A 23,804-nucleotide genomic window follows, 5' to 3' on the forward strand; every position below is an offset into this window, starting at 1 on the left:
TATAATGAGGACAAGGCCTAAAAATACTTAAATATTTAAGTGAATATTTTAAACAAGGGAGATTGAGTTTATATGAAAAATTTACTTCAAAAAACTTTAGCTGTTACAGGACTAATTGCTTCTTTATTAGGTATGGTTTCTTCCGTTTCATTTGCTTCGATTAGTTGGGATAATAAAGCAAGTTGGTCAGGAGCCGGATCAAAAGCTACGGCAACTGCCTACACTGCAAAATCAAATGAACCTCTTATGTACAAAATGACTGTAACAGCTAAATTTAGTGATGGCTCTTTTAAAAAAGAAGAAGTGGATGATGCACGAATTACAGATCGTATAGATCTTTTTCTTCCATCCAAAGGGAAAGTGAATGGTGGTTATTCGACTCATGAATGGTCAGTCGTAGAGGATGATAGTGCGTTCGCCTATAAGGAAATGGTAATTAAATAAAAATCAACAAAAACCGTGAAAAAGGATATATACTTTTTTCACGGTTTTTAAAATAAGGAGGATATATGAATTTAGTATTAAAAGAAATAGTGGTGAACAAAGCGATATTCATTATGTTATTTATTGCGTTTGTATTGACAATATGGCCGATACTTATCGCAATGTCGACGAAAGATTATTATGATGAGAGATTTTATGATAGTAAAAGTGGTTATTTTAATTATTACTATTCCGTTCAACTTACTAATATGGGGGAATTCAATTTCAAACAATTTCAGACGTTAGTAGAATCTGATTTTAAAAATGCTAGCGTTATTACAAATGATATTCGTATTACTATTCCAGATATCGGGCGGATAACAATGAATGGTCTCATTAATAAAAATTGGTCTCCACCATTGCTAAAAGGTTCTCAGATGGAACAACATGAAGAAAATAGTGTAATAGTGGGAAAGAAAATTTATAAAAATACGGAAACAATAAAACTATTTAATAAGGAATATACAGTTAAAGGCGTAGCAGGAGTAAATACCGAATATGAGTATGATATGAAAATTTATGTCTCTTTACATGACATGCCAGATGAAGTGAAACAAAAGATACAAAATGAAAAGACATTCCAAATGATCGTTCGTTCTAACGAAAACCCTAAAGAAGAGATAGAAACTTTCATACAGCATTTAAAGCAGAACAATAAAGATATAAATGCCAAAGTGATTAGTGAAAAAGAGAACTATGAGAAAGAAAAAAACTCTAGTGAAGCCGTAGAAGAGTTACTCAGTTTTCCATATAGGCTTTTATGTATAGCTTTAATTACCAGTATAATAGTCAGTTATTATTGGATTTATACGAAGAAAAAGAGCCTGTCGTTAAGGAAGGCTTTGGGAGCAAGTAATGTAAATCTTTTTATTTTTATATTTAGTCAATTATTTTTATGTGCAATTACTGCATCAGCCTGTGCAATATGCATACAATGGATTTTTAAAACTTTGAGTGAAAATATTTTAGAGTTTACAAGTTATAGCATTAGTTTACAGTCTACTCATATTGTAATGTGTGTATTTCTTTCACTTACTATAGCTTTTATCCTCTCTGTAATACCAATTGTATATGTGCTTAAAAGTGAACCTGCTAAAGCATTAAAGGAGTAAAAAAGATGAGAATAAAAAGTGCGTTCATAGCATTAAAAAAGAGATTTCTATTTTCGGTACTTCTTCTAATACAGATTACATTTGGATTAGCAACTATAACGAGTTCAATTAATGTATTTTATAACTTACACCATCTAAACGATAAATCCAGCTCAGTATTAAATGTGGATAAAACATATTTAATTAATTTTGAAACGACGGCAGATAGGTTACAAAGCAAAAAATTTAATAAAGAACAAATTCAAGAAGTTTATAAAACGATTCAACAAAATAAAGATGTGATTTCGTATGGTACATACGAACAGAGAGTTATTGAAATAGAGTCAAGTAATAGACCACTTCAAACCAGTATGATTACTGATTTGAAACATAAAACGTTTCGCGATGACAGACCTACTATTAAAACAATTTTTGTGGATGAAAATTACTATAAAATGTTACATTTACCTTTAAAATCTGAAGAAGGTTTCTTACATGAAGATTTTCAAAAAAATAGTGAAGAGAAAACAAAGGTTTTAATGGGTTCTTACTTTAAGAAATATTTTCAAGTTGGGGATACAATTAATAATCAATATACAATTATAGGATTTTTGCCGGAGAATAAATTTATCGTAAATAATAATAATCCGTTGAACGCATATTTGAAGTTGGATTATGCAATGATAATGCCTATGTCATCTAATAGATACGAAAAATATGAAGCTATGTTTTTAAGACTACATCAAAGTACAGTTTTATATTTACGAAAAGATGCAGATGTAAAGAAACTAGAAGAATCAATTCAGCTTAAAGGAAACGATGGTACGTTTTATTTAAAAAGTTTAGGTGAAGAAATAAATGAAGGGGTTACTCTTGATAGCTATTCTGAAATACCTCAACTTATAGTCGGAATCTTATTTATTTTATTCTCAATCGTCGGAATTGTAGTAACGACTATTATTTCTATCTTGATGAGAAAGCGGGAATTTGGTATAAAAATAGCTTTTGGCGAAAGTAAATTTGGAATGTTTATTCAAATTGTTTTAGAAAACATTATTGTAGCAATAGTTGGCTTAGGGATGTCACTAGTTTACTTTTCATGGAGATATGGGGCTCTATTGCAAATGTCAAAGGATATAAAAACAGCAACGGTATTAGACTTTAAATTGGATATGCCTATATTATTTTTAGTATTTCTATTCTTATCATTGATCATCGTTGTCTCGAATGTAATTGTCTTCTTATTTATTAGAAAGCTTGAACCGAAAACATTAATAGGTGGGATGGAATAATGGGGTTAATTGAACTAAAAGATATTAAAAAGGTGTATAGCAACAAGAACCATAATACGTTTGCGCTAAACGGTATAGACTTAACGATAAATAAAGGCGAAATTATAGCGATAATGGGGCGATCAGGTTCAGGGAAAAGTACATTATTAAATGTTATAGGGCTAATTGATATGCCAAATGAGGGTGAATATACGTTAAATGGAAAAACATTAACTGAAATTAGAGCAAATAAAGTTCATAAAACAAGAAATGAAATGATTGGATTTATATTTCAATATTTTGCATTGTTAAAAGAACATACTGTACTAGATAATGTAGCACTACCACTCACATATAGAAAGCTAAAGCAACGGGAAAGAGAAAATAAGGCAAAGTTCTATTTAGAAAAAGTAGGTTTAAAAGAACATATGCATAAAACACCGGACGAGCTTTCAGGTGGACAACAGCAGCGAGTCGCAATTGCTAGAGCATTAGTAGGCGAACCAGAAATAATTTTGGCTGATGAACCGACAGGGAATTTAGATAGAAAAACAGGAGAAGAAATTATGGATCTACTATTACAACTGAATGAAGAAGGGCGCACGATTATTATTGTAACGCATGATAATGAGGTAGCGAATAAGTGTAATAGAATTATTGAGTTAGTTGACGGGGAGATTGTGTAAAGGTAAAGAATGACCGGTAATAATTATTTATCCCGCTTTAATGGGCAGTAAGACCCCCACCTCAAAATTCAGCGAAAGCAAAGAATTTAGGTGGGGGTCGGGCTGCCCATAAAAGTCCGATTGGTGAGGGCTGATTAAAGTTTCACTTTATTATTTTAGAAACCATGATGATTAACTTTTCAAAATGGTTTCTTTTTATTTTTACAGGACTAAAATTATAGTGAAAATCTGCATCCCAGCCGTAACTTTCCGCAGCAAAAAATCGTTTAATACAAGTAAGGATTTTCAATCACGAATGGGGGAGAAATATGAAGATTCTAATTCTAGGTGGTACACGATTTTTAGGAAGAGCTTTTGTAGAAGAGGCTTTAAAAAGAGGGCATGAAGTTACATTATTTAATCGCGGAACGAATAAAGAAATTTTTCCAGAAGTAGAGCAGTTAATCGGTGACAGAAATCATGATGTTTCAAGTTTAGAAAATCGAAAATGGGACGTTGTCGTAGATACGTGTGGATTTTCTCCGCATCATATTAGAAATGTTGGAGAAGCATTACATGATAATATAAAGCATTATATATTCATCTCAAGTCTTTCCGTATACAAAGATTGGATCCCGCATCACATAAAAGAAGATTATATATTACAACCCGAACCTACGAGTGATCAAATAAAGGCTGTGGAGAATGGTGAAGTTTCTCCTTATGAGTATTACGGTGCGCTGAAAGTATTGTGTGAAAAAGAAGCAGAGAAGTATTGGCCGGAGCGTGTTTTACACGTAAGAGCAGGACTTCTTTCAGGTATGTTTGATTATACAGACCGGCTTCCATACTGGATTGGGCGTGTAGCAAAGGGAGGAGAAGTGTTAGTTCCAGGAAGAAAAGACCGCCCAGTGCAGGTAGTTGATATAAAAGACGTCGCAAACTGGGGACTAAACATGGCAGAAAACAATAAAGCAGGAACATTCAATGTTACAGGTCCAAATTATGAATTGACGATGGAAGAGCTATTAAATACGTGTAAAAAGGTTACGAATAGTGCTGCTGCATTCGTTTGGGTAGATGAATCGTTTATGAATGAACATAAAGTGCAGCCTTGGACAGAGATGCCTTTATGGCTTCCAGAAACTTTTTCATTAGAAGGTGAAACGAAGCCGTGGAAAGGTGGTTTTTCTATTAGTATAGATAGTGCTGTGAAAGAAGGGCTTACTTTTAGAAGGTTAGAACATACAGTTACAGACGTGTATGAGTGGATGAAGAGTGTGGACGAATGGGAATTAAAAGCAGGTATTTCAGGCGAGAGGGAGAAAGAGTTGTTAGAAAAGTGGTATCAATAAATTTAGATGAGCTCTTTGAATATACTTGATTGCACATAAGGAGGAGAAAAGGTGATGTGGAAAAACACCATTCACAGTATCTCACCAAACTTAAGTTTGAAACAACCAGCTATGACGGATGAACTAACTGATATACAAAACTGTTTACATGTGGAGTTGCCGAATGATTTACATCAATTATTACAGGAAACAAACGGTGTAGAAGGTGAATACGGGGACTTTATATGGTCTGCTTCAAAAATTAAAACTGAAAATATAAATATGAGAAATATAGTTGATTTCAAGGATTTATATATGCCTTTTGACTGTTTATTATTTTTTGCTGATGGCGGAAATGGTGATTTGTTTGGTTATTCCATTTTGAACGGAATCGTGCAAAGAGATGATATATATGTATGGAATCATGAAAATGATAGTAGAACTTGGGTTGCTCCTTCGTTAGACACTTTCATGAAGTGGTGGGAAAGTGGGAAGATAACAATTTAAACATAGTATCAAGAAAAAACGCCTTGTTAATAAAGAAACAAGGCGTTTTTCGTATATAAATCTACCACTCAATCGGTTTTTCTCCATACATTTCCCATAGCATAGGAAACATCTTTTTCAATCCTTCCTCGTCATCTTCATACCAGTCTAACTTGATATCAACTTCCTCAGATTGTTCTTCTGTTTCAAACTCTTTTGCTTTCACACTACCAGCTGTGCCAATTTCTCCGTAAAACACAACGTAGTCTTTATACCGCATTAGATAGCAGTAAGACCTCCACCTCAAAATCGAGCAAATACGAGGAAGACCCGTATAAATAAGTTGTATGAATTACATTTATTATTAGATTGTGTTTGTGACTATATTTCGGGAATTTTCTGTTGATTTACAATGTACGATAGTATATATTGTATATAAAGTATATATACAATATTTTTAAAAAGAGGTATTTGCATGCAAATCGTTATTACGAACACTTCAAAGGAACCTATTTATGAACAAATTGGTGTCCAAATAAAAAAACTTATTTTACTAGGTGATTTAAAGCAAGGAGATGCTCTTCCTTCAATGCGTCAGTTAGCAAAAGATTTAAGAGTAAGTATTATTACAACGAAAAGAGCATATGAAGAACTGGAAAAAGACGGTTTTATTTATTCAATTGTCGGAAGGGGGTCCTTTGTAGCAGAACAAAACATTGAAACTATGAAAGAAAAAAAATTAAAGACAGTTGAAGAAAAGTTGTGTGAAGCGATTCAAAATGCTAAACAAATGGATGTTTCTTTAAATGATCTAAAAGAAATGCTTACAATTTTATACGAGGAGGAAAACTCTTGGAAAACGTAATAGAACTTCAAAATGTCAGTAAATCTTTTAAAGGATTTCAAATTAAAAATTTTTCGATGGAAGTAAAAAAAGGATTTGTTACGGGTTTTATTGGGGGAAATGGATCAGGTAAATCTACAACGATTAAAATGATTATGAATCTAATGAACCCGGATAGTGGAAATGTCTCCTTATTTGGCATGAACTATTCGACTGATGCGAAGCGAATTAAAGAAAGAATTGGTTTCGTTTATGACGATAATGTGTTTTATGATGAACTCACATTAAAGGAAATTACTAAAATTATTGCGCCAGCTTATAAAAAATGGGATTTTAACCAATTTACATATTATAAAGATCTGTTCGAATTACCATTAAATAAAAAAATGAAAACATTCTCCAAAGGAATGAAAATGAAAGCCTCTCTTGCAATTGCCCTTTCACATCATGCTGAACTAATTATTATGGATGAGCCTACTTCCGGACTCGATCCGGTATTTAGAAGAGAATTATTGGATGTTTTACAAAATATTATGCAGGATGGTGAGAAAACTATCTTTTTCTCATCTCATATTACAACGGATTTAGACCGCATTGCCGATTATATTACATTTATTCAAAATGGGAAGCATATTTTTACAAAAGATATTTATGCCATTGCAGAAGATTATATTTTGGTCAAAGGACCACTAGATATGTTAGATTTTGATACTGAGCGTGAATTTATATCTGTATGTAAGGCAAATACAGGTTTCGAGGGATTGATTGAAAATGTAAATTCTATCGAAACTTTATTTAATAAAGAAGTGGTGATTGAAAAACCAAGTTTAGAGGATATTATGTATTTCATGAAAAAGGGGGAGTCAAGATGCTTAATTTAATTAAAAAGGATTTGATTTTACAAAAAACTTTTTTACCTGCTTATCTCTTATTTCTAGTTACCTATTTGTGGGCTGGCATGGATGTAGCATATGTCATAATCATTTGTAGTGCCGTTTTTGTAATTAACACATATCAATCTGATGATAAAGATAATGCTAATATTTTAGTAAACTCATTACCGTATACTAGGAAGGAAATTATAAGTTCAAAATACGTTGGAACCTTATTTTTTACAATAGTAATCATCCCGTTTTGCTTAATTGGAAAATATTTCATTTTAGACAGCATGGAATTTCAACTTTCCTTAGAAAGTTACATCCTAGGCTTCTTGGCAGTCATGCTGATTACTGCATTTTACATCCCATTTTTTGTTGCATTTAAAGTGAAAACACTTGTACCAGTTTTTATATTTTTATCTATTGGAGTTATATATTTAATGCGAAATACTCCATATTTATTAAATAAATATGCTAATGGCGTACTGACCTTCTTAAAAGAGATTTCAGATTTGAAATTATTTCTTATATTTGCTGTCATAGCAGTGGGGTGCTATGGGGTTTCATGGATATTATCTATTCGTATCTATCAGAACAAGGCTCTTTAATAGCAAGTTCTAAAAGGAGGATCATTTAAATGACATTAAAAAAGGCCATCCTATTCGAATACGAAATTGGCTTAAAACTCTTGGAGCATTTTTCGTTATGCAACTAATTTTTATCATCCTTGATATGAATTCGTGGATACCGAACTTCAAGGAAGGAGGAGTTGGGGAGCGTCTCGTTAATTCAGAGTTCTTTACGGAATGGTTCGCTCCTTATAAAACAAAGCAATTTAACGTATTAACGGTAGTTATGGCTATTTTATTATTCCTAAATGTATTAACAAGTGCAATAAAAGACGCTTTTTCTAGAAAAAGAATTAATTAGCACATAAGTTGACCTTGCGTCTTTTTTAATAATGTCTTAACAATATTTAAAAACAACAGGGGAAAGATAAAAACTCCATTTATTGAAGTTTTACTTTATCTTTTATAATGATTCTTTAAAAATATTTGATTTTTCAGTTTTATATATTGACAATGTTTCCATTCGTCCCCCCATAATGCTTCTCTAGTGTGTGCAGTGATTGTGACATATGTATTTATACTTGTGATGACAAATGATGCGTATTGTTTTCGGAAAGTTCGAAAAATATTGAATGAAATAGAAAAATTTAGTAATCTTATTTAGCACATAAATAATAGTTTTGTAATGATACATTGGAGGGGTTTGTTGTGGATCTTACGTTTAAAGTAGAGGAAACATGTTTTAATTACCGCGTCGGAGCAATTTGTAAATATGATAATAAAATACTCATTCTGCAAGGTGATGGTGAAGATTTTTGGTACGTACCGGGCGGACGAGTGAAAATGCTAGAAAATAGTGAAGATGCATTAAAACGAGAGCTTGCAGAAGAAGTGGGTGTTCCTATTAAAGTGAAGAGATTAATGTGGTCAGTAGAAAATTTCTTCACCCTTTCTGAGCGAAAGTTTCATGAAATTAGTTTTTATTATGAAGTAGAGCTGCAAGAATTACCTGCAAATGGGGCGGATCAATATATTCTGAATGAAGAGGGTAGAACATATATGTTTAAGTGGGTGCCGATAGAAGAATTAGATACATATAACTTACAGCCAGCGTTTATAAAAGATAAAGTAAAGGATGTATCAGTTCATACAGAACATATCGTTTTACAAAAGTGAGCCTACAAACCCCTTTAAATCAATGTTTTCAAGTGTTTTTAAAAGGGTTTGCAAACATTAGCATCAAAATATGTTTTTTGCGAATGCTTTCACCGCATCTTCTTGCATATTTGGTAAAACATGAGAATAGATTCTTAAAGTTAAAGAGATATCCGAATGACCCAAACGTTCACTCACAACTTTTGGATGGACTCCTTGTTTTAATAATAGAGTTGCGTGTGTATGTCTTGTGTCATGAAATTTAATTTTCTTAATCCCAGCATTTTCGATTACCTTATTAAAGTGACTAGTAAAAGTTGATCTTGTTGTGACTTTCCCTAAATTGTTACAAGTGATTAAATCTAAATCATGGTAGACTGGACCGATTCGTAATTTATCTTTATTTATTTGAAGTTTGCGCTTCTTTAATTCTTCAATTACCTCTAAAGGGATAGGGATTGTTTGCTTTGAAGAATTATTTTTTGCACTGGCTTTAATTTTATTATCATGACCTAATGTTTGGTTAATTGTAACTGTATGGTTATTGAAATCAACATCTTGCCAGCGTAACCCTAGAACTTCTCCCAAACGCATGCCTGTAGTTATTGCAAGAAGATATCCAATATGATATCGTGATTCTTGTGAATGTAATAAAAACTGTTTTACTTCTTTCTCTGTCCAAGTCTGGATGGAGCTTTTTTCTGTTTTGGGTATCACAGCTAAAGTAGCCGGATTTCTAGAAATAATATTTTGTTTTACAGCTAGATTTAAAGCTGCTCTTAGGACCCGATGTTGAAAGAGTATAGTGTTGTTTGCAATGCCACTATTTACTCCAGATTGATAGCATTTTTGTATGTGCATAACATTGATGTATGGATTAAGTCAGATATCCCAGTAAATAAAGTGTTGTTCCTTGAAGAAGGACTGGAAGCCCCGAAAGAAGAGGGGAATGTATGGATCATCCTGAAAGATATCGAAATGAAAATGGTCCTTGAAAAGATTGTAAAAGTCTTTTCAAACAAGAAGGAAATCAACATGGATTACTCAAGGAACACATTAATCAGTAATGTAAATCTAAGTAAACATGGATCCACCAGCGAGTGAAATCGACCGTAATGAGTTAGATAAAGTGAAGCAACAGCAAACACTCGTACAAAAAGCACTGGATGAGCTAATCGTAACGAGTCCAACTGTCGCGGAGGTAACCGAGTTTAAAGAAAAACTAAAATTAATACAACAAGCGATCGATGAGCTAATTATTGCTACTATCCAATAAAAAGGAGTAGTTGAAACATGGCAGAATACATGGCGCAACGAATCATAGATACAGTCTTTACGTATGAGTATATCATTTCAAAAATGAAGGCGTACAAAGATAGAATTGATAAATATCTAAGAGACAACGGAAGAGAAGATTTAATCACGGATAGCGCACAATAGTGGGCTTTTTTATTTTTAATAATAAGGATTATTTCATTCTTTTCTGTAAAAGTATTTTACGGGTCATTGATATAGAACATGTACGGGAGTCTGCCAAAAATAAGGGATATATACCCTATATAAGGGTATATGGGGAGTGGAGAAAATGATTGAATTATTACTCGTTCCAGCTGCAGGTTTAACAGTGGCATTATTCGGTGAAAAGTTCAAAAGTAAAAATGATGATAAGCGAAAGATACAAGTGTTTTTTGAGGTAGCTGGTATTGCAATCAAAAGAAATAATGAAGAAAAATTACAATACCCAAAGTTCCAAAAACAAATTGATGATGATCGTAGTAAGACTTATGTATATACCTTGCCATTAGGCATGCCGAGTAAAATTATTCAAAAGGTAGAGGATGTTGTGTCTGAAGGATTAAATAAACCAGTACGTATTCAGTACGATAATTACAAATTGAATATTCGTGTATTTCACAGAGAGATTCCGAAGAAGTGGAATTGGTCAACAGGATTAGTGAAGAAAGGGAAATGGCGTGTTCCGATTGGCCAGAGCTTAGAAACACTTATTTATCACGATTTCGATAAAATCCCTCACATAGTATTAGGTGGTCTTACACGAATGGGGAAAACAGTGTTTTTGAAAGTACTACTTACCACCTTGATTGAAGCAAACCCTGAAAATGCTCACGTATATCTAATTGATTTAAAGGAAAAAGGGCTGGAGTTTAGCGAGTTTAGTAATTTGAAACAAGTGGTTGAGGTAGCAGATTCAGTCGAAAAGGCACATCATGTACTCGGAAAAATCATGGAGAAAATTGAAGAGCGCGGGAAACTCATGAAAGAAGATGGTTATAAGAATATAGTTCAGACAAAAGAAAAAGACCGTTTTTTCATCATTGTTGATGAAGGTGCTGTACTTGCCCCGGCAAAAGGATTGCCGCGTCACGTTAATAAGATTCGAGAAGAGTGTCAATACATGCTTAGTTATATCGCGACTGTATCGGGCGGATTAGGATTTCGTTTGGTTTTGGCTACACAGTACCCAATGGTTACATCAATTCCATCTGTAGTAAAACAAATGTCTGATGCAAAATTAGGATTTCGATTACCAACAAGAGTGGCATCTGAGGTGGTTCTTGATGAATCTGGATTAGAAACATTACCATCCTTACCTGGTAGAGCGATTTATAAATCAGACCGACTCACCGAAATTCAAGTTCCTTATATTAGAGATGAAATGATGTGGAAACATCTAAAAGAATATGAGGTGGAAAAACATGAACATCCAGAGTCACATGAAGATCAACCGTCAGATGGCGATACTTGCGACGATTAGGAAGTTGCAGTTTGCAACAAGAAGACATGTAATGAGTGTGCATGATATGGGTGGTATACGGAATGCAAACAGAATTATGAGTGATTTGAAGCCGTATTTGAGTAAGACAATGCAGGGGAAAGAGTATGTGTACTATCTCAATAAAGAAGGGCATGCTTTGTTTGGGGATGACGGGAAGGTTGTTTCGAGAGGAAAGCTTGCACATGCATTATTACGGAATGAAGCGTGGTTACATTTATTCTGTCCGGATGATTGGCAGATTGAAACGGATATACGTTATATAAAGAATAAGGAAAAAAAGAAAATAGTTCCCGATGTGAAATTTCGTGATGAAGAAGGAATACTTCATGCGGTTGAAGTGGATCGCTCGCAGAAAATGAAAGTGAATGAAGAGAAGTTGAAAAAATATGAAGAACTTACGCAAATTTATAAACAAAAGCATAATGGGAAGATGCCAGTGATTCATTTCTTTACAGTGACCAAATACAGAGAAAAGAAATTAGAAGATTTAGCAGCTAAGTATGATGTTTTTGTGAAGGTGTATAGTATAGAAAAAATATAAAAAAGTATTAGTAAGTTCGCAAACGAACTTACTAACACTTATACGAAAAACTTATAAAATCATTCTTCATATCTAAATTTAACAATATGTATTTCTATGATGCTCCATTCCATCTTGGCAGGAAAAAGATGTGAACGTCTCTGTAGATGCAGGATTAGTTAGAATTTACGATTGATACAAAGGTAACTGTCAATGGTTCACCACAATACAAAGTGCACAACAGTAAAGGGAATATATACTATATAACGGCAAATGAAGCATATGCATATGTGAAATAATGACAAGAAGTAGAAGTAGAAGTAGAAGTAAAGATAGAATATTAAGTTACTTGTCCAAACAATTTTTTTAAAAACACATAAAATGCTATTAGTTAGCCAATATTTTTATATTGCTAATTTTTTAGATTAAAAGGGGTGATTTTATGTGTGAGTGTGAAGTTTGTAGAAGAAAGAGAAACCGGAGTCCATTAAACCGGGATTCTGAACCAAAAAACCAGGACTCTGAACCAAAAAACCGGGATTCTGAACCAAAAAACCAGGACTCTGAACCAAAAAACCAGGACTCTGAACCAAAAAACCGGGATTCTGAACCAAAAAACCAGGACTCTGAACCAAAAAACCGGGATTCTGAACCAAAAAACCAGGACTCTGAACCAAAAAACCGGGATTCTGAACCAAAAAACCAGGACTCTGAACCAAAAAATCGGGATTCTGAACCAAAAAACCAGGATTCTGAACCAAAAAACCGGGATTCTGAATCAATAAATTCTTATTCATTTATTAAAAATGCTAATCTTTTAGAAGAAGCTATACAAACAGATGAAATTAATCAAGTTTCTGAGGAATATATTGAAATAGTTGATTCGGCAGATGTCCAAGTTACTACTACAGATACAAAAGCTGCGCTATCTATCCAAGCAGCATTACAAGCAGCAATTGTGGTTGTAGTAAGTATTTCTATAGCAGATAGTGAAAAAGCCGATAAAATAACACAAGAATTATTTCAAAAATCATCTATTAAACAAATTAATAGACAAAGAACACTTATTAAAAATTCCAGAAATGTATCCGTAACAATTACTGATACAGATATTGCAGTGAATATTCAAATCCTTCTTCAAGTTTTATTAGCTTTATTAGTTAAATTAAACATTTTATAAAGTATTTAATCCTGTTTATATTAACTATAAGAGTTCACTCTAGGTAAATATTTACTTTGGTGTAGTATGTGGTACAAGCTTGGACTCTTCATTATGAATGGATTAATATTCAAGATTAATGTGAAAGTAAGTGTAGATAACCACACAATATCAAAGGTGAAATATACTATGTAGCAGTAAAGGAAACCTATGTATATGTGAAGTAAATGAAAGTTGTCTTCGTATTAGAAGACAACTTTTTGCTTTTATTGGAAAAAAAGAAGTGAAAATAAAAGATTAAGTTACTTGTCCAAGCAATTCTCATCAAAGTACATATAATGCTGGTAGTTATTTAAAATTATTATTGTAAATTTGATTGGAGTGAATATTGTAAATGGATGATTTAAACAAATTTTCTTCCTTTAAATTTGATAAGGATCAAAAGAATATAATTATAGACCTTTTACTCTCAGATATTCTTAATAGGCATGGGATAAATGAAGAAAAGATAAAAAATTTAGCGCCAGAAAAAAAGCAGCAAATTAAAAATATTGTTTCTGAAATACAATCGCAGGTTAATAATTATTTGGATTGAAAGGGGGTGATCTCATGGGCAAAGAAGGCCGGTCAGATGAAAATAAAAAGTGGAGTGCATTAGACTCTTCAAATCCTCATCCGTCTTTTAAAGATGCTAACGTTTCAGAAGGAGCTGCACAAGAAAGTAAAACTTACCAAATCTCAGAAGAATCTATCAGAATTGTTGATTCAGCAGATGTACAGGTTACTACTACAGATACAAAAGCTGCATTATCTATCCAAGCAGCATTACAAGCGGCAATTGTAGTTATTTTAAGTATTTCTATAGCAGACAGTGAGAAAGCTGATCGCGTAGCACAAGATTTGTTTCAAAAATCATCTATTAAACAAATTAATAAACAAGAAACTGTTATTAGAAATTCTAGAAATGTTTCAGTTACGACTACTGATACAGATATAGCGGTAAATGTTCAAATTCTTCTCCAAATTTTATTAGCTTTACTAGTTAAATTGAACATTTTATAAAATGTTTATCCAGTTCTCTAAATGTAATGGTTCTTTATATGTGAATATCCACTGTTTTAATTGTAGTACAAGCTATGGATATTTATCATGACTAGATTAAGAATCACCAATGTCGAAGTATTAAAGTAAATTTCTTTTTAATAAAGATAAATCGCCTTTAGAAGGACGATTTATCTTTATTTTTGTTTTATTTCATTAGAAACAACGGTTTTAAAAATGTTCCGTAATACAGAAAACGGGTTTCTAACGTTCATTTGGAACACCCTAACTACAAGTAATACTTTCTCAATCTCTAATGTACAAATATAAATAATATATTCCTAATACTTTGGGATTGACATTCGAATTACTGAATGCACAAAAAATCCAGTTCATAAAAGAGCTGGATTTTTATCAATAGAAGAAATATAAAAAAGTGCTAACAAGTTTGCAAACAAACTTGCTAACACGTATACAGAATAGACATAAAATATCGCTGATATGTCATTTGATAAAACAGTAATAATTTAGTACTTATAATGAACCACTATATATTATAATAAAAATCGTAAAACATATCGTTTTACAAAAGTAAACGTGTTTGGAGGGGGAAACGGTGAAGGGAACTAAAAAGGAAATACATATAGACGACAAAGTCATTCGTTACACACATATTGAAAAAGGTTCTAATACAATCTGTTTTATGTTTTCAGGTTCCGGTTTACAATTATGATAAACCATTATTTTATTATGCAACGATGCTTATGCTTGAAAATAAAATAGATGTAGTTCATATTCATTATTCCTACGATGGACAATTAATGGAAAAACCAATGGAAGAAATAACGAAAGTAATGATGGATGATATTAATCCTGTCATTATTGAAGTGCTAAAAAGTGGGCAATATAGCAATTCGATGTTTTTAGGAAAATCACTCGGAACAATCCCGATTGCGAATGATTTAATGAAGAGAGAAGAATTTCTACGGTCAAAAATGATATTGCTTACACCATTACTAACTGTTGATTCGATTTTTGATTCGATCTTACATAGTCGTCACGACGGGATTTTAGTAATCGGAGACAAAGATCATCAATACAATGCAAGTCAAATGGAGCGATTAGAGCAATCCAATTTAAAGATTGAGATTGTTAAAAATGCAAACCATTCTTTAAATGTTGGGGAATTTGAAACAGGGAATTCAATTGTAGCTTTATCAAGGTTGATAGAGAAACTTGAAGAAATCGTTATGGAAAATTAACTTGATTTGTAGTGTGCAGGGGGATCTAAAGGATTCTCAACATAATGAAAAAGGTTACGCCTATATATCGTAACCTTTTTTTATTATTACAAATTGTTTTTACCAAGTATCAGCATGACTATATTGAATAACTGGTGCATTTGACTTTGAATCTTTCACATTTTCTGATTGTGCAGAGAATGTGAATCCAAATGATAAGATAGCTGAAAGAGATAATCCCATTAAAATTCCAGTAAGTTTTTTCATTATTTTAACGCTCCCTTTTCAAAAGTTTTTTCTTTCGTTTGATGACTCAAATAAAAATATTCGCTTGCTTTAGAGTGATTATCTTCCTCATAGAATGCAAGTGCTAATTTTTCAGTATATTCTTGAGTGTAATTAAACAATTGTTCGTTATTGAAGAACTTAATAGCATTGATAATACATTCTTCGAGAACTTGTGCAGGACTTCCTTTCACTAACAGGGCTAAAATTGTAAAATGATACAAGTATTCTTGGTTATCTATGTTTTTACAAATAGTTAATCCACGAGTAATTAGTTCTTCAGCAACATGCAATTCTTCTAGTTTAAAGTGCTCTCTTGCTTTAAGAAAAATTGCTTTGAAATGATTTGGAAGTTTGTTCGTAACATCAGTTAATTGACGTATAGCTAATTCAGATAAATTTTGACTTGCATATAGGAATCCTAAATTATTACGTACTCTTAAAAGAAGGGTTTCTTCATGTTGTTTATTGTAAATATTTATTGCAGAATTAAAGCTTTCTTCAGCCTGTGGAAATTGTTTTATATCAATACACGCTGCACCAAATATATTATCGCATCCGGCTACATTATTTTCGTGTCCGACATGTTTAGAAAAAATCTCTTTTGCTTTACTTACATATTGAATAGCTAATAGTGGCTGATATGTATGTAAATAGAAGTTAGCGAAACGGTAGTTAAATTCTGCTTTCTCTAGTTCATCTGATGATGAATTTATATAATTTTCTGCTTTTTCGTAATGCTCTTTTGCTACATTGTTATTTGAGAGAATTGTAGAATGAATGGCTTTGAAAAAGTGATAATAGTAAGATAGTGTTTTTTCTGTTTCAGTATATAATGTTTCAATCTTGTCAAAACTATTTGGAGTGATGCTTAAGTTATCATGTAAAACCTTAAAGCGAAAATCAAGAAGATAATAATAGAGTAGTAAATTTTGATCCTTTTCAATTATGCCAATCATTTCTTCAATCTCATGTTTAATCTTGGTAGCTGTCGATATGTGTTGAGCGCGTATTTCATGGTACCAAGTATGTAAAAGATGAGTGACTTGTTCGTATCCCTGTAGCTGGATGCTCATTTCAAACCCCTTCTTTCATTTATATTCTATATACCGATTATTGTAATAAATATGTTAACGAAAATAAATTGTAAATATGGAAATTAAAAATTTCTCGAGTTAAATTAGAAAATTCAGTTATTTATTTAGACTATTTTTAATAGTAAAACACGCTGAGGAGAACCCAGCGTGTTTTACTTAATAAGCCTTAAGCACATGAAGCAAATAATCCTTACGATTTAGCGGATTATTATCAACACGTTTTCGAATAGGGAAGGGAGCCTTCAGTTTTGTGTAACCAGTTGGATTCACTGTAAATATACCGTCTCCTTCTGTAAATGAATGGAGTATTCGCTTAAAATGCTCTGTTTTCGTAACAGGTAATGAGCCTGTTAACTGGTAAGAATCATTGTGTAATATAGGCTCGCTAAAAGTTGCTGGAATGTTTACATCAAAATTTTTGTTTGTGCTTGCACACCTTCCAAGGCAGAAATAACTAAAATTGCACTGTCTAAAACGTGGAATGATGGCTCCACTTCAGCGATAAAATCAGTATGTCCAGGTGTATCAATGACATTTACTATTAATTCATTGATACAGAAAGAAACGACAGAAGCTTTAATCGTAATTCCGCTTTGTCTCTCTAATTCCATTGAGTCAGTTTGCGTATTCCCACATTACAGCCCTTCCCGAACGAGAAAGTCTATCGTCTTTGGCATGAGATGAAAGTGAGGTTGGATATGGAGTACCACTAAAAATTACAAGGTTCGTGGTACTTAAAGTATCTAAATTATAGGGAGTTTATTCGGGTGTATTTATTGGAATATTCCGAAGATAAATGATATAACTAAAATCAATGATGATAGAAGAATATTTCAAAGTGTTTGAGAGGGAAATTTCTTTGTTTCATGCAGTTGTAAACTTTATAAGCACGTTCTGGTTTTGTTATTATTGCTAGAAATGTATCAAATGAACACGATGTTGAAAATCAAAAAACAAGGGGATGAAACGTATGTCACAGACCCTAACAATGTAAGAAACGTAAGTTTCGGTGTATTCGTAAGAAATTAGGAAAAGCCAAAAAAGTGAATGCGATTCGGCGATTAGATGATAAAGAGCAGAGATGGATGCAAGATAAAGATCACAAAATAAGTCGGGAAATCATTGATTTTGCGATTGATAATCATATTTCTGTCATTCGATTAGAACAACTAACGAATATAAGACAGACGGCAAGAACAAGCCGTAAAAACGAAAAAAATCTACACACTTGGTCATTCTATCGTTTGTCACAATTTATTTCGTATAAAGCAATGCTAGCTGGTATTCAGGTTGAATATGTGAATCCAGCGTATACAAGTCAAAACTGTCCGAAATGTGCTGAAAAGAACAGGGCACAAGACAGAAAGTACAAGTGTCAATGTGGGTTTGAGACACACCGTGATATCGTTGGGGCGATGAATATTCGCTACGCAACTGTGATTGATGGTAATAGTTAATCAGCCTAAGCACCTATATGGTCTGGTTTAGGAGGGGCAATGAGATGCCCTCATCTTGAAGGCTGTTCAAAACAGAAATGGACTGAGAACGCTTAGTCATTCAAGGATCCCACCCGTAAATCTGTCAGGATTCGGGCTTGCGACTTTAGTCGTGGGAGTCTCAAAATCACTCTCCAGTCATTTTAAGTTATTATCGTTATCATGCAATTAACACTTTTTGTAATGTGATAAAGTCCCTTGTTTTGGAAAAATATTAATAGGCGAACATTAAAAAAATAAACAGGAAAAACAAAATGCTTGCATTCTAAATCGATATAGATTATATTAATTGACATATCAACTATTGATACATCAAGCGTTTTTGAATTGGATGTAAAGGAGGGGTAATTTGACAAGTTCATGCTCAAAAGAAGCAATTATTTTATATAAATTACACTTTCTAAATAAAGAAGTAAGTTCGAAATTTGAAGGGTGTACGGGTATGAGTCAATCTAGACTAGAACTTATACTTCAGTTATATGAAGTAGGTGAAATTAGCCAAAAAGCACTTCAGCAAGAAGTGAATATTGATAATGCTGCGATTACGAGGCATTTAAAACAGTTGGAAGCAAACGGGATGATTACAAGACGTAAAAATCCAGATGATAACAGAATTACGTTAGTTTCTCTAACTGAAGAGGGACGAAATAAAATTCAAGTGTATCAGGAGGAAAAAGAACGTTTTGCAGCATCTGCATTTAAAGGATTAAGTGAAGAACAGCGCGATAATCTTTTAACAATGTTAGACCGCATTCAAGAAAATATAAAAGAATTATAAAAAAGGGAGAATACAACTATGACTAACTCAGTAAAAATAAATGATTTTAACGAAATTTTAACAGGACGTCGTTCAATTCGTAAATACGACACATCAGTGAAAATTAGCAAAGAAGAAATGACAGAAATTCTTACAGAAGCAACACTTGCGCCATCTTCTGTAAACATGCAACCATGGAGATTTTTAGTAATTGAAAGTGACGAAGCGAAAGCAACACTTGCACCACTAGCGAAATTTAATCAATCTCAAGTAGAAACATCTTCAGCGATGATTGCTGTATTTGGTGATTTAAACAACTTTGATAACGCAGAAGAAATTTACGGTACAGCAGTAGAGCGCGGTTTAATGCCAGCTGAAGTAAAAGAAGATCAAATGAAAAAACTTTCAGCTTACTTCTCAATGGTTACACCAGAAGTCATGAAAGATACAGTACTAATTGACGGTGGTCTTGTGGCAATGCAATTTATGTTAGCAGCTCGTGCTCACGGTTATGACACTTGCCCAATTGGCGGATTTGAAAAAGACCAAATCGCAGAAGCTTTTGGATTAGATAAAGAACGTCACGTACCAGTTATGTTAATTTCAATCGGAAAAGCTGCTGACAGTGGTTACCAATCAGTTCGTCTTCCAATTGAAAAAGTTGCTGAGTGGAAGTAATTTCAAAGAAATAAGTGGAATATGAGAGGGGAAACACCATGATTATTATTCACGCAATATTTCAAGTAGATCCAGCAAAACAACAATCATTTTTAGAAGACATTCGTCCGCTCATTCATAGTTCAAGAGAAGAAAGTGGAAATGTATCTTATGACCTTTATAAAGATACAGAAAAAGAAGATGTGTATACGATGGTAGAAGTATGGAAAGATGCAGAGGCAGTTGCGAGTCATAATACGAGTGAACACTTCACATCTTTCGTTAGTAAAGTAAAACAGTTTTTAACTGCTCCTCTAGATATAAAAGCTTACAATGGAGATTTAGTAAAATAATTTGATGAAAAAGATACCCTAAGCGATTGCTATGGGTATCTTTTTTATTTTAATAGGAATATATTTACTTCTAACTAAATGTGTTATAATTTGGAAATAAATAATTCTAAATTTTCAGAATAAATAAAGTTAGGAGATACATATATGAGTACATTAAAGAAAATTACGAACAATATTTCGAAAGTTATTATAGGAAAAGATGAATCGATAGAACTTGCAGCTATAGCTCTTATAGCAAGAGGGCATATTTTATTAGAGGATGTACCTGGGACAGGAAAAACAACCTTAGCGAAAAGTTTGGCTAAAAGTGTAGACGCTAAATTTCAAAGAATTCAATTCACAGCGGATACTTTGCCTGGAGATGTTATTGGTCTCGAATATTTTGATGTGAAGGAATCGGAATTTAAAACGAGGTTAGGTCCTATTTTTGCAAATATAGTATTAGTAGATGAAATTAATCGTGCTGTACCGAGAACGCAATCTTCGTTACTCGAAGTTATGGAAGAGCGTACTGTTACAATTGCGAAACAGACACATTTATTACCAGAACCTTTTTTAGTTATTGCAACGCAAAATCCGCTTGAATCTGCTGGCACATTTCCGTTACCAGATGCTCAGTTAGACAGGTTTTTACTCACAATACGCCAAGGTTATCCTACGAGAGAAGCTGAAAAGGAAATGATGAATCGGTTTCAAATGAATGATCCGTTAGAAACATTACACTCTATTATTTCAAGTGAAGAAATTATTATGATGCAAAAACGTGCAAGAGAAGTGTTAGTAGGAAATGATGTGCAAGATTATCTTCTTGAAATTATAGAGGCAACGCGTAAACATGAGTTAATTGAAATTGGTGTAAGCCCGCGGGGGACGTTGGCATTTATGAGAGCGATTCAAGCACGAGCAATATTAAATGAAAGAGATTATTGTACGCCAGATGATATAAAGACGCTCGCAGCATCCATTTGCGCTCATCGTTTAACGTTAACGATTGAAGGTGAGATGAAAACGACGAAAGAACAAATCATGAAAGAAATTCTTCATACGATTAATGTGCCAATGGAGAATGTACGATGAATCAACAACTGGTGTATACACCTTTAGCGGAGCCTTTCGTAATGGGAGTTATGTCAGTTGTAGCCGTTATTTTATGTGTATTCTCAAGTAATCTACTTATATTATCACTCGTATTTTTGTATGTAATTTTAATAGGTGCTATGTATGTATACATACGTAAAGTATCTCGTGTTGAATGGGAATACAGCCAAGGAAATTCAAACGTTTTTATAGGTGAAACGAATGTGTGCAAAATGAAAATTTCCAATAAGTCGATATTTCCTATTTTTAATATCGTATTTCGATTTAAGTGTGAAAATAAGCTAACTTGGAATCATGATGAAATAAATAAAAATCATAGTACAGGTTCAAATTATTATATGAATTTTAATATAAAAGGAAGAGAGTCAGTTTCATTTGATTTGCAAGCTGTAGCTGTAAAAAGAGGAATTGCGAAATGGGAAGAAGTTGAAATTGTCATTACGGATCCCTTTGGATTCATAACGAACCATATAACATATAAACAAGTTGAAACGCCGTCTTATTTAGTTTTACCAGCTGTTCCGAAAATGCAAGTTTCTGAATTGCAAGAATGGTCACGAGGATTTCGAAAAGCGATGTCATCACCCTTATATGATGAAACGAAAGTAATGGGAGTGAAGTCGTATGAAAATGAAGATTTTCGTTCTATCCACTGGAGTGCGACAGCGAAAACAGGGACGATAACTGCGAAAAAATACGAGCGAACACAATCAGATAAATATGCGATTTATCTCAACTTGCAAAATAAAAGCGGTATTTCTTTGAGAAATGATATAGAGGAACTCATTGAATTAACGGCAGGCATATGTAAACAATTGCTCATACAAAACTGTTCATTTGAAGTATGGATTAATAGCGTAAAAGATAATGGATTGTTGCATATAAAGAACGGTCATAACCGGAAACATTTGCAAAATGTATTAAAAGTACTTGCCGCGATATCGGACCAAGATACTCCTGTATCTTCTACTTATTTTTACACAGCAGGTTTTCGTCGTAAAGAATTGGATGCAGTTCCTTTAATTCTTGGTACTTCCCCAAGGAAATACACTAGAACGAATAAATGGGTCGTAATTAAAGAATAAGAAGGGGTTTATGCCATGGCTAATAAAGGGCGACATATGAAAGTAAAGTTGTGGAGTATTAGAGTTTTCATAATACTTTTCTTTACGGTTAGTGCGATAGCGTTATCACAAGGTGTTGTACATGTACAAGACATAGTAAAAGAGCGTTTTTTTAGTAAGACGGAGACAATATTGGAAAGAAATTATGATTTTACTAGTATAGATGAACGGCTTGATGAGGCGGAAAGAATTATAGATGAAGAAACAGGAGATGCAGATATAAGAACGAAAATAGATAGAAAAATTCCACTTTTTGTAAGAAAAAATTATTGGAGTGATGTGTTTTCTGTTCTTTCAAATGCATGGATTAGTGTAGTTTTTTATATAATTATTGCATTGGTTATTCTATATGCTTTTTATAAATTAATGAGGAAAAAGGTAACGAAATCAGAAATACAACAGGATAAACAATCGATAACAAAAGAAAATATGGATAGAACCGAAAAGAACAAGAAAGTGAAGTATCAGTTTGAACAGCCGTTACCTAAAGATACGATAAGGAAAACGTTAGTTGAATGGGAAAGAACATTACCATTTCATGAACAGAGAAGGTCTTATGAAACGATGCAACAATGGTTAACGAGAATTTGTAGAACGAGAGATATTATTCCGATATATGAGTCTGTCCGATATGGAGAAAAGACGTATACGGAGTTAGATGTAGAGAAGACTGTACGATGGATAGAGCGAGACGGAAAAGCGTGACATTAATATAAGTAAATAAAATTAACTGTAAATTAATTTTATTTACTTATATTTAATTACGTGGTAATGTATACTTACTTTTTTATATCTCTACCAATGGAAAAAGGTAGCCTTAGTAGAGTTTTGCTCGTTACATTTTTTGTGAGTTTATCTTCATTTCATCAATATAGAATGAAGCCGGTATTGAAAAACATACTCCTTTCCTTTATTTTTTCTGCAGCAGGGATGTGTTGGTTTCTGTTTATGGTAGTTAGAGGGGGCGGAGACTGGTTATTGTCTTGGGTAGGTGTATTATTGGCATTTTTATCTTTATACACGATAATAGATTTATATTGTAAGTATACATACGATAAAAAAACGAGTAAATTGTTTATCAAAGCAACAGTTACTACTTTTAGTTTTGCGTATTGGGAATCACCTTTGGCATTGTACACGAGCTATTACAGCCATGGAGTCTCAGTTTAATGGTTTGGTATTGGTTGTTAGTGTTACTTTTGTTTGTAACGACTATAATATTATTAGTTTTTGTATTATTTGTTAATCGTAAAAATTATAATATTCCTGGAAAATATAGAATACTTATACTGTTTAATCTATTTCTTACGTTAGTACCAGTACTGTGGCCACTACTTCTTACTATTATAGGAAATGGTATGAACGCTAGTGCAGGATGGTAAAAGTTAATAGAGTGCTTAAAA

The 23,804-nt window shown here is 33.0% G+C and carries 27 protein-coding genes and 7 pseudogenes; 28 read left to right on the forward strand and 6 right to left on the reverse strand.

The annotated features are described in order from the left end of the window. Positions 1 to 72 precede the first annotated feature (72 nt). The 6 genes from QCI46_RS12395 to QCI46_RS12420 all read left to right on the forward strand — a co-directional run bounded on the left by QCI46_RS12395 (position 73) and on the right by QCI46_RS12420 (position 5,351). The gene (locus tag QCI46_RS12395; RefSeq protein ID WP_353840393.1) at positions 73 to 444 is read left to right on the forward strand and encodes a hypothetical protein; all 372 of its coding nucleotides are present in this window, start codon (positions 73 to 75) and stop codon (positions 442 to 444) included. A gap of 65 nt (positions 445 to 509) precedes the next feature. Further along, a complete protein-coding gene (locus QCI46_RS12400) occupies positions 510 to 1,595 on the forward strand; it encodes an FtsX-like permease family protein (protein ID WP_353840394.1) in 1,086 nt (361 codons plus the stop codon). Positions 1,596 to 1,600: 5 nt separating this feature from the next. Further along, complete coding sequence (locus tag QCI46_RS12405; protein ID WP_353840395.1) at positions 1,601 to 2,866, forward strand: ABC transporter permease; 1,266 nt, start codon at positions 1,601 to 1,603, stop codon at positions 2,864 to 2,866. Beyond that, a complete protein-coding gene (locus QCI46_RS12410; RefSeq protein WP_353840396.1) occupies positions 2,866 to 3,531 on the forward strand; it encodes an ABC transporter ATP-binding protein in 666 nt (221 codons plus the stop codon). The genes QCI46_RS12405 and QCI46_RS12410 overlap by 1 nt, the downstream gene beginning before the upstream one ends. Positions 3,532 to 3,839: 308 nt before the next feature. Beyond that, the gene (locus tag QCI46_RS12415) at positions 3,840 to 4,865 is read left to right on the forward strand and encodes an SDR family oxidoreductase (RefSeq protein ID WP_353840397.1); all 1,026 of its coding nucleotides are present in this window, start codon (positions 3,840 to 3,842) and stop codon (positions 4,863 to 4,865) included. A 54-nt stretch (positions 4,866 to 4,919) separates the two neighbouring features. Beyond that, positions 4,920 to 5,351, forward strand: a complete 432-nt coding sequence (locus QCI46_RS12420; RefSeq protein ID WP_353841865.1) for an SMI1/KNR4 family protein — start codon at positions 4,920 to 4,922, stop codon at positions 5,349 to 5,351. A 61-nt stretch (positions 5,352 to 5,412) separates the two neighbouring features. Here QCI46_RS12420 and QCI46_RS12425 read toward each other — a convergent pair whose 3' ends face one another. Continuing rightward, on the reverse strand, positions 5,413 to 5,610 hold the full coding sequence (locus QCI46_RS12425) for a hypothetical protein (RefSeq protein ID WP_001269544.1): 198 nt from the start codon (positions 5,608 to 5,610) through the stop codon (positions 5,413 to 5,415). A 195-nt stretch (positions 5,611 to 5,805) separates the two neighbouring features. On the opposite strand from QCI46_RS12425, the gene QCI46_RS12430 reads away from it, so the two are divergent. From QCI46_RS12430 to QCI46_RS12450, 5 genes are all read left to right on the forward strand, one after another. After that, on the forward strand, positions 5,806 to 6,195 hold the full coding sequence (locus QCI46_RS12430) for a GntR family transcriptional regulator (RefSeq protein WP_001167593.1): 390 nt from the start codon (positions 5,806 to 5,808) through the stop codon (positions 6,193 to 6,195). After that, on the forward strand, positions 6,183 to 7,055 hold the full coding sequence (locus QCI46_RS12435; protein WP_000432454.1) for an ABC transporter ATP-binding protein: 873 nt from the start codon (positions 6,183 to 6,185) through the stop codon (positions 7,053 to 7,055). Before QCI46_RS12430 ends, QCI46_RS12435 begins: the two co-directional genes overlap by 13 nt. Next, the gene (locus tag QCI46_RS12440) at positions 7,043 to 7,660 is read left to right on the forward strand and encodes an ABC-2 transporter permease (protein ID WP_098649230.1); all 618 of its coding nucleotides are present in this window, start codon (positions 7,043 to 7,045) and stop codon (positions 7,658 to 7,660) included. Before QCI46_RS12435 ends, QCI46_RS12440 begins: the two co-directional genes overlap by 13 nt. Before the next feature lie 34 nt (positions 7,661 to 7,694). After that, positions 7,695 to 7,982, forward strand: coding sequence for a YfzA family protein (locus QCI46_RS12445; RefSeq protein ID WP_353841866.1), 288 nt, complete (start codon positions 7,695 to 7,697; stop codon positions 7,980 to 7,982). A gap of 347 nt (positions 7,983 to 8,329) precedes the next feature. Beyond that, positions 8,330 to 8,797, forward strand: a complete 468-nt coding sequence (locus QCI46_RS12450) for an NUDIX hydrolase (RefSeq protein ID WP_353840398.1) — start codon at positions 8,330 to 8,332, stop codon at positions 8,795 to 8,797. 63 nt (positions 8,798 to 8,860) lie between these two features. Here the strand turns inward: QCI46_RS12450 and QCI46_RS12455 are convergent. Next, positions 8,861 to 9,646: pseudogene (locus QCI46_RS12455) on the reverse strand (tyrosine-type recombinase/integrase); the annotation flags it as partial. 214 nt (positions 9,647 to 9,860) lie between these two features. Between QCI46_RS12455 and QCI46_RS12460 the strand changes: the two are divergent. The 9 genes and pseudogenes from QCI46_RS12460 to QCI46_RS12500 all read left to right on the forward strand — a co-directional run bounded on the left by QCI46_RS12460 (position 9,861) and on the right by QCI46_RS12500 (position 15,555). After that, entirely contained in the window at positions 9,861 to 10,052 is a 192-nt protein-coding gene (locus QCI46_RS12460; protein ID WP_353840399.1) for a hypothetical protein, read from the forward strand. Positions 10,053 to 10,069: 17 nt separating this feature from the next. Then, positions 10,070 to 10,216 carry a hypothetical protein gene (locus QCI46_RS12465; RefSeq protein WP_353840400.1) on the forward strand — a complete coding sequence of 49 codons (147 nt, stop codon included), beginning with the start codon at positions 10,070 to 10,072 and terminating at the stop codon, positions 10,214 to 10,216. 145 nt (positions 10,217 to 10,361) lie between these two features. Beyond that, positions 10,362 to 11,552, forward strand: coding sequence for an FtsK/SpoIIIE domain-containing protein (locus tag QCI46_RS12470; RefSeq protein WP_353840401.1), 1,191 nt, complete (start codon positions 10,362 to 10,364; stop codon positions 11,550 to 11,552). Further along, positions 11,494 to 12,114, forward strand: a complete 621-nt coding sequence (locus tag QCI46_RS12475; protein WP_353840402.1) for a replication-relaxation family protein — start codon at positions 11,494 to 11,496, stop codon at positions 12,112 to 12,114. Before QCI46_RS12470 ends, QCI46_RS12475 begins: the two co-directional genes overlap by 59 nt. 68 nt (positions 12,115 to 12,182) lie before the next feature. After that, positions 12,183 to 12,392 (forward strand): annotated as a pseudogene (locus QCI46_RS12480) (N-acetylmuramoyl-L-alanine amidase); the annotation flags it as partial. 143 nt (positions 12,393 to 12,535) lie between these two features. After that, entirely contained in the window at positions 12,536 to 13,273 is a 738-nt protein-coding gene (locus QCI46_RS12485; protein ID WP_353840403.1) for a spore coat protein, read from the forward strand. A gap of 373 nt (positions 13,274 to 13,646) precedes the next feature. Beyond that, positions 13,647 to 13,847, forward strand: a complete 201-nt coding sequence (locus QCI46_RS12490) for a hypothetical protein (protein ID WP_048560569.1) — start codon at positions 13,647 to 13,649, stop codon at positions 13,845 to 13,847. Positions 13,848 to 13,861: 14 nt separating this feature from the next. After that, positions 13,862 to 14,314 (forward strand): spore coat protein, encoded by a 453-nt coding sequence (locus QCI46_RS12495; protein WP_048560570.1) that lies wholly within the window; start codon positions 13,862 to 13,864, stop codon positions 14,312 to 14,314. A gap of 595 nt (positions 14,315 to 14,909) precedes the next feature. After that, positions 14,910 to 15,555: pseudogene (locus QCI46_RS12500) on the forward strand (alpha/beta hydrolase). A gap of 99 nt (positions 15,556 to 15,654) precedes the next feature. On the opposite strand, the gene QCI46_RS12505 reads toward QCI46_RS12500, so the two are convergent. The 4 genes and pseudogenes from QCI46_RS12505 to QCI46_RS12520 all read right to left on the reverse strand — a co-directional run. Beyond that, on the reverse strand, positions 15,655 to 15,801 hold the full coding sequence (locus QCI46_RS12505) for a Phr family secreted Rap phosphatase inhibitor (protein ID WP_237980086.1): 147 nt from the start codon (positions 15,799 to 15,801) through the stop codon (positions 15,655 to 15,657). Then, on the reverse strand, positions 15,801 to 16,895 hold the full coding sequence (locus QCI46_RS12510; protein ID WP_353840404.1) for a response regulator aspartate phosphatase: 1,095 nt from the start codon (positions 16,893 to 16,895) through the stop codon (positions 15,801 to 15,803). The genes QCI46_RS12505 and QCI46_RS12510 overlap by 1 nt, the downstream gene beginning before the upstream one ends. 177 nt (positions 16,896 to 17,072) lie before the next feature. Continuing rightward, positions 17,073 to 17,318 (reverse strand): annotated as a pseudogene (locus tag QCI46_RS12515) (tetracycline resistance protein); the annotation flags it as partial. Between the two features lie 8 nt (positions 17,319 to 17,326). Then, a pseudogene (locus QCI46_RS12520) lies at positions 17,327 to 17,548 on the reverse strand (GTP-binding protein); the annotation flags it as partial. A gap of 354 nt (positions 17,549 to 17,902) precedes the next feature. Here QCI46_RS12520 and QCI46_RS12525 point away from each other — a divergent pair. From QCI46_RS12525 to QCI46_RS12560, 8 genes and pseudogenes are all read left to right on the forward strand, one after another. Further along, positions 17,903 to 18,373 (forward strand): annotated as a pseudogene (locus tag QCI46_RS12525) (RNA-guided endonuclease TnpB family protein); the annotation flags it as partial. 388 nt (positions 18,374 to 18,761) lie between these two features. After that, positions 18,762 to 19,190 carry a MarR family winged helix-turn-helix transcriptional regulator gene (locus QCI46_RS12530; protein ID WP_087955847.1) on the forward strand — a complete coding sequence of 143 codons (429 nt, stop codon included), beginning with the start codon at positions 18,762 to 18,764 and terminating at the stop codon, positions 19,188 to 19,190. Between the two features lie 18 nt (positions 19,191 to 19,208). After that, entirely contained in the window at positions 19,209 to 19,847 is a 639-nt protein-coding gene (locus tag QCI46_RS12535; RefSeq protein ID WP_353840406.1) for a nitroreductase family protein, read from the forward strand. Between the two features lie 38 nt (positions 19,848 to 19,885). Further along, positions 19,886 to 20,179: a putative quinol monooxygenase gene (locus tag QCI46_RS12540; protein ID WP_353840407.1), complete on the forward strand. Its 294-nt coding sequence runs from the start codon at positions 19,886 to 19,888 to the stop codon at positions 20,177 to 20,179. Positions 20,180 to 20,323: 144 nt separating this feature from the next. Then, positions 20,324 to 21,256: an AAA family ATPase gene (locus tag QCI46_RS12545; protein WP_353840408.1), complete on the forward strand. Its 933-nt coding sequence runs from the start codon at positions 20,324 to 20,326 to the stop codon at positions 21,254 to 21,256. After that, positions 21,253 to 22,362: a DUF58 domain-containing protein gene (locus QCI46_RS12550; protein ID WP_353840409.1), complete on the forward strand. Its 1,110-nt coding sequence runs from the start codon at positions 21,253 to 21,255 to the stop codon at positions 22,360 to 22,362. The genes QCI46_RS12545 and QCI46_RS12550 overlap by 4 nt, the downstream gene beginning before the upstream one ends. Positions 22,363 to 22,377: 15 nt before the next feature. After that, positions 22,378 to 23,106 (forward strand): signal peptidase II, encoded by a 729-nt coding sequence (locus QCI46_RS12555; RefSeq protein ID WP_353840410.1) that lies wholly within the window; start codon positions 22,378 to 22,380, stop codon positions 23,104 to 23,106. Positions 23,107 to 23,277: 171 nt separating this feature from the next. Next, a pseudogene (locus QCI46_RS12560) lies at positions 23,278 to 23,783 on the forward strand (DUF3902 family protein). Positions 23,784 to 23,804 lie beyond the last annotated feature (21 nt).

This window comes from Bacillus cereus group sp. RP32 (genome assembly GCF_040459735.1).
Classification (GTDB): domain Bacteria; phylum Bacillota; class Bacilli; order Bacillales; family Bacillaceae_G; genus Bacillus_A; species Bacillus_A wiedmannii.